Here is a 13,876-nt window from a genome sequence, read left to right as displayed (position 1 = left end):
ATCCATCCCGTGATTCAGCCCTGGGAGAACGCCTTGCCGAGCGTATCCACATTGACCACCGCCGATTCGGCGTTGCTGGTGCAACTTTCCGACAGCCATCTGTTTGCCGAAACGGACGGAACGTTGTTGGGCATGAATACCCGGGACAGCCTGCAAAAAGTCATCGAGCTGGTGCGGCTTCAGCAGCCGCAGATCGACCTAATTATTGCCAGTGGCGATCTTTCTCAGGACGGGACGCTGGAGTCCTATCAGCTGTTTCGCGACCTGACGCGGCCGCTCGATGCACCGGCGCGCTGGATTCCCGGCAATCACGATGAGCCGCAGATCATGGCCGAAGCCGCCGTGCAGAGTGCGTTGCTGGAGCCGGTGGTGGATGTCGGTAACTGGCGCGTCACGTTGCTCGATTCGGCTGTGCCGGGTTCAGTGCCGGGGTTTTTGCAGGATGAGCAGCTACAGTTGCTGGCCCGTTCGCTGAGTGAGGCGCCAGAACGGCATCATTTGGTGTGCTTCCATCATCATCCGGTGTCGATCGGGTGTGCGTGGATGGAGCCCATTGGATTGCGCAATCCAGACGCTTTGTTTGCCGTGCTGGATCGGTTTCCGCAGGTGCGCGCTGTTTTATGGGGGCATGTGCATCAGGAGATCGACCAGGATCGCAACGGTGTGCGGCTGATTGCCTCGCCTTCGACGTGTATTCAGTTCGAACCGGGCAGTGATGATTTCAAGGTCAGTGACCAGGCGCCGGGGTATCGCTGGTTGCGGCTAAGGCCTGATGGCCAGCTCGAAACTGGCGTGGAGCGCGTTACCGGTTTCGACTTTCAGATTGATTACGGCTCTAACGGTTACTGAACTCTCAGAAAGACCGCGGCGCGGCCATCGCGAGCAGGCTCGCTCCCACATTGGAATGCATACACCTGTGGGAGCGAGCCTGCTCGCGATGGCGTCCGCCAAGACAACCTGATTCCCACGGATATCCCCGATCTCCCCATCTCCCTGTAAACTGCGCCTCTTTACCCGACGCACAGGGAGCTCAAATGTCTGGTTCGATCCTTTATATCCACGGTTTCAACAGCGCGCCTTCGTCTAAAAAGGCCACGCAGTTGGTACAGGTAATGGAACGTCTGGGCTTGAGCGATCAGTTGCGCGTCCCGGCCTTGCATCACCATCCCCGTGAGGCCATCGGTCAGCTAAGCAAGGCGATTGAGGAGCTTGGGCGGCCACTGCTGGTCGGCAGCTCACTCGGCGGCTACTATGCGACTCACTTGGCCGAGCGCCATGGCCTCAAGGCCCTGCTGATCAACCCTGCCGTCAGTCCGCACCGGATGTTCGACGGGTATCTGGGGACGCAGAAAAACCTGTATACCGATGAGGCCTGGGAATTGACCCACGACCACGTGACGGCTCTGGCCGAGCTGGAAGTGCCGGCGCCCCAGGACCCGCAGCGGTATCAGGTGTGGTTGCAGACCGGCGATGAAACGCTGGACTACCGCCTCGCCCAGCAGTACTACCGGGCCTGTGCCTTGCGCATCCAGGCCGGCGGCGACCATAGTTTCCAGGGTTTTGCCGAGCAATTGCCGGCAATGCTGAGTTTTGCCGGCATCGGCGCAGATTTGTATCAGGCGATCGATTTCACTGCACTGTGAGTCGTCGCCTCTTTTTCACAGAACACTCTTTTTACAGGCGGACGACGAGACCCCATGGCCACTCCCAGCGCTAGCTCTTATAACGCAGACGCCATCGAAGTCCTCTCGGGCCTCGACCCGGTGCGTAAACGCCCCGGCATGTACACCGACACCAGTCGGCCGAACCACCTCGCCCAGGAAGTCATCGACAACAGCGTCGATGAAGCCTTGGCCGGGCATGCGACCTCGGTGCAGGTCATCCTGCACGCCGATCACTCCCTGGAAGTCAGCGATGACGGTCGCGGCATGCCGGTGGATATCCACGCCGAAGAAGGCGTGTCGGGCGTCGAGCTGATCCTCACCAAGCTCCACGCGGGCGGCAAGTTTTCCAACAAGAACTACCAGTTCTCCGGCGGTCTGCACGGGGTGGGTATTTCCGTGGTCAACGCCTTGTCGAACGAAGTCCGGGTGCGCGTAAAGCGTGACGGCAACGAATACCAGATGACATTCGCCGACGGTTACAAGAAAACCGAGCTGGAAATCATTGGTACCGTCGGCAAGCGCAACACGGGTACCAGCGTGTTCTTCGCGCCGGACCCGAAATACTTCGATTCGCCGAAATTCTCCATCAGCCGCCTCAAGCACGTACTCAAGGCCAAAGCCGTTCTGTGCCCGGGGCTGCTGGTCAGTTTTGAAGACAAGGCCACCGGCGAGAAAGTCGAATGGCATTACGAAGACGGCCTGCGCTCCTACCTGGTCGACGCGGTCAATGGATTCGAACGCCTGCCGGACGAGCCGTTCTGCGGCAGCCTGGCCGGTAACAAAGAAGCGGTCGATTGGGCGCTGCTGTGGTTGCCGGAAGGTGGCGACAGCGTTCAGGAAAGCTACGTCAACCTGATCCCGACGGCGCAGGGCGGTACCCACGTCAACGGTTTGCGTCAGGGCTTGCTCGATGCGATGCGCGAATTCTGCGAATTCCGCAGCCTGCTGCCTCGCGGCGTGAAGCTGGCGCCGGAAGACGTCTGGGAGCGCATCGCTTTCGTGCTGTCGATGAAGATGCAAGAGCCGCAATTCTCCGGCCAGACCAAAGAGCGCCTGTCGTCCCGTGAAGCGGCCGCGTTCGTTTCCGGTGTGGTCAAGGACGCGTTCAGCCTGTGGCTCAACGCCAACCCGGAAACCGGCATGCTGCTGGCGGAACTGGCGATCAACAACGCCGGCCGTCGTCTGAAGGCCAGCAAGAAGGTCGAGCGCAAGCGCATCACAGCGGGGCCGGCACTGCCGGGCAAACTCGCTGACTGTGCCGGGCAGGACCCGATGCGTTCCGAGCTGTTCCTGGTGGAAGGTGATTCCGCCGGCGGTTCGGCCAAGCAGGCGCGGGATAAAGAGTTTCAAGCGATCCTGCCGTTGCGCGGCAAGATTCTGAACACCTGGGAAGTCGACGGCAGCGAAGTACTGGCCAGCCAGGAAGTGCACAACATCGCCGTGGCGATCGGTGTCGATCCAGGCTCGGCAGACATCGCCCAGCTGCGTTACGGCAAGATCTGCATCCTCGCCGACGCCGACTCCGACGGTCTGCATATCGCCACCTTGCTGTGCGCGTTGTTCGTCCAGCATTTCCGCCCGTTGGTGGATGCCGGTCACGTCTACGTCGCGATGCCGCCGCTGTACCGTATCGACCTGGGCAAAGAGATTTACTACGCCCTGGACGAAGCCGAACGCGATGGCATCCTCGATCGTCTGGTGGCCGAGAAGAAACGCGGCAAGCCGCAGGTCACACGATTCAAAGGTCTGGGTGAAATGAACCCGCCGCAGCTGCGCGAAACCACCATGGACCCGAACACTCGGCGTCTGGTGCAGCTGACGCTGGACGATTTCGAAGCGACTTCGGAAATGATGGACATGCTGCTGGCGAAGAAACGTGCCGGTGACCGCAAATCCTGGCTGGAATCCAAAGGCAACCTGGCCGAGGTTCTTGGCTGATGCGGGTTGGCTTTGCCCTGGCGTGTGCGTTACTTCTGACCTCGGTTTCGGTGTTTGCCGAACCGGTGCCGGAACTGCGCCTGTTGTCCGAGCATCCCGTTGACGGTATGCGCGGCGGCAACCTGTCCGGGCTGGCCCAGTGCGGCAAGGATATGTGGACGGTGTCGGATCGCGACGACGATCAGATTTACCGGCTCGATACCCGCGACAGGGTATGGCAGGCCGAAACCGTGGGCATCGGCGTACCACCGGTGCCAGACAGCGGTTTGCCTTGGGGCTTGCGTTCGCGGACCTGGGTAGCGTCGTTTGTCCGTGGCGGGGATCTGGATTTTGAAGGCATCACCTGCGACAGCGCCGGTAATCGCTACATCGTCAGCGAGTCCCACGCCGCGATTCTGCAAGTGCCACCTGTTGGGCCATCGTCCTGGCTGAAGATCTCGCCGATTCTGATTCGCGAAGCGCGCGCCAGCGGCATGCTGCTGCATTTCAATGCGTTGTTTGAAGGTGTGGCGATCAATCCGGCGGGTGATCAATTGTGGCTCGCCGCCGAGCGTCAAAGCCGTGGCTTGTTGCTGATCAAGCGCAAACAAACGGTCTGGGATTGCGATGGTGGCTGTGTGTTGCTGAGCGAAGCCGGGAAAGAAATGCAGCCGGCGCAGTTTCCCAAAGCCAAAGCCGTGTCCCGAGACTTTGCCGACCTGTCGCTGTTCAACGGCAAGCTGTTTACCCTTGAGCGCAACGCTTACCAGATCTGCCGCCGTGATCCGGTGACGGCCAAGGTCGAGCGCTGCTGGTCGTTTGCCGATGAAGCCTTGCAGGCGCATCGCCGCTATTCAAATCCTTACGGCCTGACCGAAGCGTTGATTATTGACGCCGAGGGCGCGTGGATTGGCACCGACAACAACAACGATGCCCGCGCCGATGGCGAGGAACGTCCGATCGTCTGGCGCTTTGCTGCGCCTGAAGGTGGCTGGAGTGCCAAGCCGTGAGCCAGCAAACGCCGGGAAAACGCGCCGGTCGGGTATTTATGGTACTGGCCTGGTGCGCGGCGCTATTTCTGGCGACGCGGTTTTTCGGCCAGTGGGAAGCGCGTCAGCAGAACCCCAACACCGTCGTCAGCTCTGAGCAGGGCGAAGGTTTTATCGAAGTGAAACTGGCCAGCAACACACAGGGTCACTTCGTTGCCAGCGGTCAGATCAACGGCCTGCCGGTGGATTTCATGCTCGATACCGGGGCGACTGATGTGTCGATCCCGGCCGAAATGGCCGAACAGCTAAAACTGGAAAAAGGCTTTGGGGTGACCCTGAGCACAGCCAACGGTCGCACCCAGGGTTACCGAACCCGCATCGATCGGCTGCAACTGGGCGACATTGTGCTGCGTGATGTGCGCGCCCTCGTCGTGCCAGGCCTGGATGGCAAGCAAGTGCTGCTCGGTATGAGCGCACTGAACAAACTTGAATTTACCCAGCGCGGTGGCACCATGCTGCTGCGCCAGACAACGAACCGATGAGGCCCGCATGAGCGACTCCCTTGATCTCAGCCTGGACGGTGTAGAACGCCGGTCACTGGCTGACTTCACCGAAAATGCCTACCTCAACTACTCCATGTACGTGATCATGGACCGTGCCTTGCCGCATATCGGCGACGGCCTGAAACCGGTACAGCGACGCATCATCTACGCGATGAGCGAGTTGGGGCTGGACGCCGATTCCAAGCACAAGAAATCGGCGCGTACCGTCGGTGACGTGCTCGGCAAGTTTCACCCGCACGGTGACTCGGCTTGCTACGAAGCGATGGTCCTGATGGCCCAGCCGTTCAGTTACCGCTACACGCTGGTCGACGGCCAGGGTAACTGGGGTGCGCCGGATGATCCCAAGTCCTTCGCCGCCATGCGTTACACCGAAGCGCGGCTGTCGCGCTATTCCGAAGTGCTGCTCAGCGAACTGGGCCAGGGCACTGCGGACTGGGGCCCGAACTTCGACGGCACCCTCGACGAGCCGCTGGTGTTGCCGGCACGTTTGCCGAATATCCTGCTCAACGGCACCACCGGCATCGCCGTGGGCATGGCCACCGACGTACCGCCGCACAACCTGCGCGAAGTCGCTACGGCGTGCGTGCGTTTGCTCGATGAGCCGAAAGCCACGGTCGAGCAGCTCTGCGAACACATCCAGGGCCCGGATTACCCGACCGAAGCGGAAATCATCACGCCGCGTGCCGACCTGCTGAAAATGTACGAAACCGGCAAGGGCTCGGTGCGCATGCGCGCCGTGTACCACATTGAAGACGGCGACATCATCGTCACCGCGCTGCCGCATCAGGTCTCCGGCGCCAAGGTGCTGGAACAGATCGCGGCCATGATGCAGGCCAAGCCGTCGAAAGCCCCACAGATCGCTGACCTGCGAGACGAGTCCGACCACGAAAACCCGTGCCGGATCGTGATTATTCCGGGCGCACGCAAAAACTTTGATCACGATGCATTGATGACCCACCTGTTCGCCAGCACCGAGCTGGAGTCGAGCTACCGGGTCAACATCAACATCATCGGCCTCGACGGCAAGCCGCAGCTGAAAAACCTGCGCGCGCTGTTGGTCGAGTGGCTGGAATTCCGGGTCCAGACTGTGCGTCGTCGCCTGCAATTCCGCCTCGATAAGGTCGAGCGTCGCCTGCACCTGTTGGACGGTTTGTTGATTGCTTACCTCAACCTGGATGAAGTGATTCACATCATCCGCACCGAGGAGCACCCGAAAGCTGCATTGATCGAGCGTTTCGCCCTGAGCGAAATCCAGGCCGACTACATCCTCGACACCCGTTTGCGTCAGTTGGCGCGACTGGAAGAAATGAAGCTGCGTGCCGAGCAGGATGAACTGCTCAAGGAGCAAGCCAAGCTGCAAGCCCTGCTGGGCAGCGAAGCCAAGCTGAAAAAACTGGTCCGCACCGAGCTGATCAAGGATGCCGAAACCTACGGCGACGACCGTCGCTCGCCAATCGTCGAGCGCGCAGAAGCCAAGGCCTTGACCGAGCACGACCTGCTGCCGAATGAGAAAGTGACCGTCGTCCTGTCGGAAAAAGGCTGGGTTCGTTCCGCCAAGGGTCACGAAATCGACGCCACCGGGCTTTCCTACAAGGCCGGGGATGGTTTCAAGGCTCTGGCGCCCGGGCGCTCCAACCAGTTTGCGGTGTTTATCGATTCCACAGGTCGCAGCTATTCGGTGGCCGCGCACACGCTACCATCGGCCCGAGGCCAGGGCGAACCACTGACCGGTCGTCTGACGCCGCCACCAGGGGCGACGTTTGAATGCGTGCTGATGCCGGAAGACGACTCGCTGTACGTGATCGCCTCCGACGCCGGTTACGGTTTCGTGGTAAAAGGTGAAGACCTGCAAGCCAAGAACAAGGCGGGCAAGGCGCTGTTGAGCCTGCCGAACAACGCCAAGGTGATTCTGCCGCGTCCGGTGGCTGATCGTGAGCAGAACTGGCTGGCCTCGGTGACCACCGAAGGTCGCCTGCTGATCTTCAAAATCAGCGATCTGCCACAATTAGGTAAGGGCAAAGGCAACAAGATCATCGGGATTTCCGGCGAGCGTGTTGCCAGCCGCGAAGAATATGTCACGGACATCGCCGTATTGCCGGATGGCGCCACATTGGTACTGCAGGCCGGAAAACGTACCTTGTCACTAAAAGCAGACGACCTCGAACACTACAAAGGTGAGCGTGGACGTCGTGGTAACAAATTGCCACGTGGCTTTCAGAGGGTAGATGCGCTGCTCGTCGAAAACCTCAATTAAGCGTCCTAGAGCGCTCGATCTACGATTTAACGCGTAGATCGACGCTTTGGCGCTGGAGTCGGAACGCATATTCACGGATGATATGGCCTTTCAAGCGCCGGCGTGGCCGAGCGTTCTTCATATTTATTGAGTATTTTCACTGTGGTTAGCCTTGTGGCAACCACCTGGATGGGACGATGACTGCTCTGCGCCTTCCTTTTATTTTGATGCTCGCCGGCGTACTTGGCCTGGCGGGTTGCAGCACTCACCAACCGGTGTCGCTGTATCAGCTGGACAGCGGAAGTCCGGCTCAGCCTGCGCAAAGCGCGGGCATGGCTGTATTGCTGGGTCCGGTAACTGTAGCTGATTACCTGCAACGCGAAACGTTGTTGCAGCGACAGCCGGATGGCAGCCTGCAAGCTTCGACTGATGGTCGTTGGGCGGGTAGCCTGTCATCCGACATCGATCAGCTGCTGCTGCGTCAGGTAGCGGGTCATCTGGACAGCCAGCGCGTGGTGCTGGCGCCAGCGACAGTGGGCTTCACGCCGGATGTGCAGGTTCTTCTGACGATTACTCGCCTGGACTCAGGTGAGGCGCAACCGGCGATCCTTGATGCGCAATGGCGTCTGATCGACCGTCGTGGTCAGGTTCGTGATAATCGCATCATTCACCTGCAGGAACAGCATGCCGGTGGCACGGCGGCTCAGGTTCAGGCTCAGGGTGTGTTGTTGCAGCGTCTGGCCGAGCAACTGTCGACGGCGCTCAAGCCGCTGGCCAATCAGCCGCCGATTGCCGAAGCGCCACGTAAACCTGCTGCAAAGCCTGCGGCACCGGCAGCCGAGCAAGAGAAGCAACCGAAGATCCCGATGGCTTCGCCGATCCGGACCGATATGGAAGTGTTCAGGTTCTAAGCCTGGATTGATCCAGGAACAAAGCCCGCCATGTGCGGGCTTTGTTGTTTCTGCGGGTTGGGGATCTCCTTTGCTGCTGAGGGCCTCATCGCGAGCAGGCTCGCTCCCACAGGGGATATCTGATGCTCACAGAGGATGCGTCCACAGAAGATCCCTGTGGGAGCGAGCCTGCTCGCGATGAGGCCAGCGCAGGCAACAAAAAGCCCGCAGACGATTACTCGTCTGCGGGCTTTTTCATAACGGGGCTATTTACGCCCGACGCTCATGCATCCGCGCCAGTTGCCGTTCAAGCATCGACGGATAAGGCTCCATCAGCCGCTCTACGCAACAAGCGCCTTCCGGGCTTGCGATCGGTCGGATTCGTGCGCGCTGGCGGATCAGCGCGTCGTCACCGATCTTGCGCTCCACCAGCAACAGGTTGCGGCTGTGTTGCGACAGGGCCAGCGCATCCTGAGCGGTTTCGGTCAGCAGCAGATCTATCTGGCTCAGGCCGAACAGCTCATCACCCAGGGTCAGGCCCAATTGCAATTGCAGGGTGATGCCGCTGTCGGCGACTTCGATCTGCAACTGATGGCCCAGAGCCCGCAACAACTCACCACAGCAAATGGCGTTGGTCAGGTAGTCGTCGCCGCTGTCTTCAGTGTGGAACAGCATCAGCGTGCTGCCATCGTTCAGGGTGTGCAGCTCGCTCTGGTAGAGCGAGGCGGCCTGATCGAGGCAGTCGCGATAGCGTTTGAGCAGTTCTTCCAGACGTGTGCGGGGCAGGCGACGCAGTTGATCCTGAGCGCCCAGTTGCACGGCCAGCACCGCGCTGTGCTGCGGCACGTTCGATAGCTTCGGTTTTACGACCGGTTTCGGCGCGGTCGAAGCTGATTCATCACGCAAGTCGGCAAATGCATCGTCGTCATCATCGTCTTCTACGGTGCTGACAATGCGCCGTGGCGCGGGTTTGAGGCCGGCCACGGGTTTGGTTTCATCGAAACTCGGGTCACGCAAGTTGCGCACTTCGAAGTTTGGCTCGTTATCGTCCGCGTCTTCGTAGTCGCTTTCGTCGTACTCAGGCTCGGGAGCGGGTTCCGGCTCGGCGGGCTCTGGCGCGAAGTCAGCGTGCAGCTGGCGAGCCAGGTCGCCGATCTCATCCTGACGCTCGGTGCCCGGGGTGTATTCGTCGATATGGCGCAGCCACACCCGCAATTGCAGCAACGGCGTGGAGATGTGCCGACCCAGTCGCAGGCTCAAGGCCAGGGACAGCGCCAGCAGGATCGCGCTCAAAATGCCCATGCTTTGCAGGCTGATGGTCATCGGCTGCTGGAACTGATCCATGTCCAGGCTGATGCGCAGTTGCCCGGCGGTCACATCCTGGAAAGTGATCTTGCTCTGGTACATGCCTTCGGCTTCGCCCAGCAGGCTATGCTTGGGGCGCTGACCGGCTTCGGCGAGGATGCGGTTATCCACGCTGTAGATGGCAGCGTGAGCCACCAGCTTGTTTTTGGTCAGGTTGTTGAGCAGCACGTTGAGGCTGAGGATGTCGTTGGACACCAACAGCTCCGTGGCGGACGTGGCAGTCTGGGTGGTCAGGCTTTCGCCCAGGGCATCCGCCTGCTCGTGCATGGCCTGCTTGAACTGCAAACCCATCACGCAGGCGTAGATCACCAGGGCCAGAGCGACCAGGATCACGTTATGGCTGGCGATGCGCAATGCAATCGGTACACGGCGGTGGCGCAGTGCACGGAAGATCAGCAGAAAGAAGTTATCGGTTTTTACTGGCGTGGGCCGGTTCACTTGAGCTCGGCTCTTTTGTCCGTGAAGTTGACGCGCAGTATAGCGACAGGCCCTAGACCGTCAAAGCGCTCACGGTGCCCGATGGTCACTGAATGTGGGTAGAATGCGGTTTTTTTCCACCTGCGGGGGTGCGCCTTGCGCGAAATCGTCCTGATAAACATCACGGGAGTCGACCGTCCGGGTCTGACTGCGGCCATTACCGGCGTTCTGGCCCAGGGTGGTGTGAACATTCTCGACATCGGTCAGGCGGTGATCCACGACACCTTGTCGTTCGGCATCCTGGTTGAAATTCCCGACACCGAGCAAGGCAAGTCGGTGCTCAAGGACATCCTGTTCACGGCTTACAAACTCGATCAGCAGGTGCGTTTCACGCCGGTGTCCGAAGAGGATTACCAGCAGTGGGTCGGCAATCAGGGCAAGAAACGCCACATCGTGACCCTGCTGACCCGCAAAGTGACCGCCGGACAATTGCAGGCCGTGAGTTCGATCACCGCCAAATATGGCTTGAACATCGACCACATCGATCGTCTGTCCGGGCGCATGCCGCTGGACACCCCGGCCGATCAGGGCAAGGGCTGCATCGAGTTTTCCGTTCGCGGTGAAGCGGCTGATCCGCAAGCGCTGCGGGCCGAATTCCTCAGCGTCGCGCAGGAACTGAACGTCGACATCGCCTTCCAGGAAGATTCGCTGTTCCGTCGTAACCGTCGCCTGGCGGTGTTCGACATGGACTCGACGCTGATCGAAGCCGAAGTGATCGACGAACTGGCCAAGGCGGCCGGCGTGGGCGATCAGGTGTCTGCGATCACCGAGCGGGCGATGGCCGGCGAATTGGACTTCCGCGCCAGCTTCAAGGAGCGCCTGGCCTTGTTGAAAGGGCTGGACGTCAGCGTGCTGGATTCCATCGGCGCCTCCCTGCGCCTGACCGAAGGGGCCGAAACCCTGTTCGCCGAGCTCAAGCGTCTGGGCTACAAAACCGCCATCCTGTCGGGCGGCTTTACCTACTTCGCCAAGCAATTGCAGGCCAAGTTGGGTATCGACTATGTGTTCGCCAACGAACTGGAAGTGGTCGACGGCAAAGTCACCGGCGTGGCGGTCGAGCCGATTGTTGATGCGCAGCGCAAGGCGGATCTGCTGAAGGAGCTGGCGCACAAGGAAGGTTTGCGTCTGGAGCAGACCATTGCGGTCGGCGACGGCGCCAACGATTTGCCAATGCTGGCGATTGCCGGGTTGGGCGTCGCGTTCCGTGCCAAGCCGCTGGTGAAGCAGTCGGCGAAGCAGGCGATTTCCACGTTGGGGCTGGATGGCGTGCTGTATCTGCTGGGCTTCCGGGATCGCGATGGGCAACTCTGAGTCTTGTATTGACTGACAGGGCCCTTGTGGCGAGGGGACAAGTCCCCTTGCCACAGGGATCTGCTACTTCCTCAAAGTGTTTTCCACAACGAATCAAAATCCTCCTCAGCGCCGCTCACCGCGGCGTTGTCGTTTCTGGCGACCTCCAGCGGACGGTAAGCGAATTGATTAAAGCTGTTGGTGCTCGCCACCCGCCGCTCCAGCCCGACCCGGCGTTCCTCGCCGTGGGTATTGATCATGACCTTGTTGCCCTCCTGAAAGGGCAGGCGCGGTGCGAGCAGGGTGGCCGGCACGTCGATAGCACTGATTTGCGGCAGCAACAAACCGCGAAGGTATTGGCTGTGGTCATCACGGGTGCGCACCAGTTGCAGGCCGCAAGGCTCGGCGCAGGGCGCAACCTGCTCGACGCCCATCTGCGTGCCGCCGCCACGGACCTGGCGGATCCAGCGCACCACCGCGATGCTCCAGCCCTGACCGGCAGAATCCTCGATACCGACCATTTCACCCGCCTGTAACTCGGCCGGCACAGCGCCGGGCCAGGCCAGGCAGTAACCGCCGGGGCTGTGATTGATCACTGAAAGGACATGGGTCGGGAAGTGCTGATTGCGGTCGGATGCTTCGTGGCATTCGTCATTCTGAAGTTGCGGGTATTCGATCTCTTCGTAGGGCAATAGAGCGTCTGCATGGCCTTGGGGCGCGGCGTCGAAGGCTTGGTGCCATTGGTCTTTTTCACGGCCGATCACTGACGTTACTGAAAATTGTGCAGGCCGGGCGCCGGGGTTTTTCAGGATGTCGCTGAATGAACGTTGGCCACCCAGATAAAAGTGCAGCGCGCTCATGCCTATGCACAGGGTCAACGTGCCTTGGCCGACGGTGCGCTGGAAACTGCGCTCGGTCGTCTGGCCCCAGGCGGCATGAAGGTGTTGCAACGTATCCAGGCTTAACCCTGTCGGCACGGGCAGCGGCGATGAACTGTCGTTTTTTTGCAAATGAGCTTCAATCGCCGCGACCAACGGCTGCGAATCAATCCCCAATAAGCTCTCTTGCTGCTCGGCGCGGAACTTGGTGCGGTAACGCGGCCCGGTGTCGAGGTCTGGCGCGACGGCGAATAGTCCGGTGGCCGGTTTGCCGGGTTGCAGCTTGATCCATTGGCTCCACGGCTCCAGCACTTCCGCCACCCGGGCAATCTGGTGCTGGCGCAGTTGGTTGCAGCGTGAGGCGCCCAGCAGCAAGGCGACCACGTACGTCTGTTCGATGCTCAGGGTTTGCGTCTGGCTGGCCAGCTCATCGCGCAGGCTCGTGTGCTGGAGCCGGTGCGCGCAGGCGATCCGGTAGAGCTGATGCAGCTCCAGCCACAGGCCTTCCGGCACCGGGCAATAGAGTTTGGTCGCGCGAATCAGCGGCCCGTTCAGGCAATGGATCGCCCGTTGCAGCGCCTGGGTCAGCAGCGGCGCACGGTCCTTGCTGAACTTTGGTGTGATGCGCACGACGATCTGTTTATAACCAATGGCCAAGTGACTTTGCAGCGCCTGGCAGAGGTTGGCGATCTTGCGCGAACGTTCGTCGAGGACAATCGACTGATGCAGGAAATGCTGCTCAAGGTGTTTGCAGACGTAATACACCTCGGGCCGCAGCAGTTCGAGCAATTGCAGGCGATTGTCGCTGGGCGTGAGCAGTTGGTTGAGTTCGCTCAAGCCTTGATACAACTGGCGAGCGGTTTCGCCGATGTTGGCTTTGGGCAGATTGGCGATCCAGCGCTTGAGATCGCGCGGGGTGGCTTCACAGAACGACAGACGCACCTGCAGCGGGACGGGCGCGCGTAGCAGGAGGTGGGGGCTGGTCTCATTCATGCCGTGGAAAAACTCCAACCGGTAAATGGGCAGTGAATGACCTGACTGTAGCAGCTATGGATTTTGACCGTTTGTCTGTCAGTCGAGTGCCATCCGGGCGTACTACTAATCTGACAGTCGTGCGACTGGATACGCACAGTCGTATGGCCTGCTGCCTTCGCAGGGCAGGTCTCTTTGTAACTTCAAGGAGATGAAGTTTATGTCTAGATACGTAGTGGCAAATCAATGGGGCGGTAGTTCGGCACCCTGGCATCCGGGCGGAGACTGGACGCTAGGCGCGCGGGACAACCAGAACGTTGTCGCGATCGAGATCAAATCGGGCGATGGCGGGAAGAGTTTCACCGGCACCATGACGTATGCGGGTGAAGGTCCCATTGGCTTCAAGGCTCAACGCACGGGCCAGAACCAGTACAACGTTGAAAATCAGTGGGGCGGCAACGATGCTCCATGGCATCCGGGTGGCAAATGGGTCATCGGAGGCCGGGATAATCAGAACGTTGTGGCGTTGAGTGTGACCTCCAGCGATGGAGGGAAAAACCTCAGTGGCACCAATACCTACGCCAACGAAGGGCCGATCGGCTTCCGAGGACAGATAGAGTAACGGCACCCACCGAAAT

11 protein-coding genes are annotated in these 13,876 nt (G+C 60.2%); 9 read left to right on the top strand and 2 right to left on the bottom strand.

Going from position 1 to position 13,876, the window contains the following annotated elements; all coding sequences use genetic code 11:
• Positions 1 to 33 precede the first annotated feature (33 nt).
• The 7 genes from cpdA to ACMXYJ_RS30945 all read left to right on the top strand — a co-directional run bounded on the left by cpdA (position 34) and on the right by ACMXYJ_RS30945 (position 8,277).
• Entirely contained in the window at positions 34 to 849 is an 816-nt protein-coding gene (gene cpdA / locus ACMXYJ_RS30975; protein WP_415758181.1) for a 3',5'-cyclic-AMP phosphodiesterase, read from the top strand.
• 185 nt (positions 850 to 1,034) lie between these two features.
• On the top strand, positions 1,035 to 1,643 hold the full coding sequence (locus ACMXYJ_RS30970) for a YqiA/YcfP family alpha/beta fold hydrolase (RefSeq protein ID WP_415758180.1): 609 nt from the start codon (positions 1,035 to 1,037) through the stop codon (positions 1,641 to 1,643).
• 54 nt (positions 1,644 to 1,697) lie between these two features.
• Positions 1,698 to 3,602 (top strand): DNA topoisomerase IV subunit B, encoded by a 1,905-nt coding sequence (gene parE / locus ACMXYJ_RS30965; RefSeq protein ID WP_046045699.1) that lies wholly within the window; start codon positions 1,698 to 1,700, stop codon positions 3,600 to 3,602.
• Positions 3,602 to 4,591: an esterase-like activity of phytase family protein gene (locus tag ACMXYJ_RS30960; RefSeq protein ID WP_415758179.1), complete on the top strand. Its 990-nt coding sequence runs from the start codon at positions 3,602 to 3,604 to the stop codon at positions 4,589 to 4,591. The genes parE and ACMXYJ_RS30960 overlap by 1 nt, the downstream gene beginning before the upstream one ends.
• The gene (locus ACMXYJ_RS30955) at positions 4,588 to 5,112 is read left to right on the top strand and encodes a retropepsin-like aspartic protease family protein (protein WP_415758178.1); all 525 of its coding nucleotides are present in this window, start codon (positions 4,588 to 4,590) and stop codon (positions 5,110 to 5,112) included. The genes ACMXYJ_RS30960 and ACMXYJ_RS30955 overlap by 4 nt, the downstream gene beginning before the upstream one ends.
• Before the next feature lie 7 nt (positions 5,113 to 5,119).
• Positions 5,120 to 7,387 (top strand): DNA topoisomerase IV subunit A, encoded by a 2,268-nt coding sequence (gene parC / locus ACMXYJ_RS30950; RefSeq protein WP_415758177.1) that lies wholly within the window; start codon positions 5,120 to 5,122, stop codon positions 7,385 to 7,387.
• Positions 7,388 to 7,563: 176 nt separating this feature from the next.
• Positions 7,564 to 8,277, top strand: coding sequence for a PqiC family protein (locus ACMXYJ_RS30945; RefSeq protein ID WP_415758176.1), 714 nt, complete (start codon positions 7,564 to 7,566; stop codon positions 8,275 to 8,277).
• 249 nt (positions 8,278 to 8,526) lie between these two features.
• Here the strand turns inward: ACMXYJ_RS30945 and ACMXYJ_RS30940 are convergent, their stop codons facing one another.
• Positions 8,527 to 10,059, bottom strand: coding sequence for an AhpA/YtjB family protein (locus tag ACMXYJ_RS30940; protein ID WP_415758175.1), 1,533 nt, complete (start codon positions 10,057 to 10,059; stop codon positions 8,527 to 8,529).
• A 135-nt stretch (positions 10,060 to 10,194) separates the two neighbouring features.
• On the opposite strand from ACMXYJ_RS30940, the gene serB reads away from it, so the two are divergent.
• Entirely contained in the window at positions 10,195 to 11,409 is a 1,215-nt protein-coding gene (serB, locus tag ACMXYJ_RS30935; RefSeq protein WP_008153333.1) for a phosphoserine phosphatase SerB, read from the top strand.
• 71 nt (positions 11,410 to 11,480) lie between these two features.
• Here the strand turns inward: serB and ACMXYJ_RS30930 are convergent, their stop codons facing one another.
• Positions 11,481 to 13,259 (bottom strand): molecular chaperone, encoded by a 1,779-nt coding sequence (locus ACMXYJ_RS30930; RefSeq protein ID WP_415758174.1) that lies wholly within the window; start codon positions 13,257 to 13,259, stop codon positions 11,481 to 11,483.
• Positions 13,260 to 13,458: 199 nt separating this feature from the next.
• Between ACMXYJ_RS30930 and ACMXYJ_RS30925 the strand changes: the two genes are divergently transcribed.
• Positions 13,459 to 13,860: a lectin OAA family protein gene (locus ACMXYJ_RS30925; protein ID WP_042932429.1), complete on the top strand. Its 402-nt coding sequence runs from the start codon at positions 13,459 to 13,461 to the stop codon at positions 13,858 to 13,860.
• The last annotated feature ends 16 nt before the right edge of the window (positions 13,861 to 13,876 follow it).

The organism is Pseudomonas arabinosi (genome assembly GCF_047758675.1).
Taxonomy (GTDB): Bacteria; Pseudomonadota; Gammaproteobacteria; order Pseudomonadales; family Pseudomonadaceae; genus Aquipseudomonas; species Aquipseudomonas arabinosi.
This window is presented reverse-complemented; position numbering and strand designations above follow the sequence as displayed.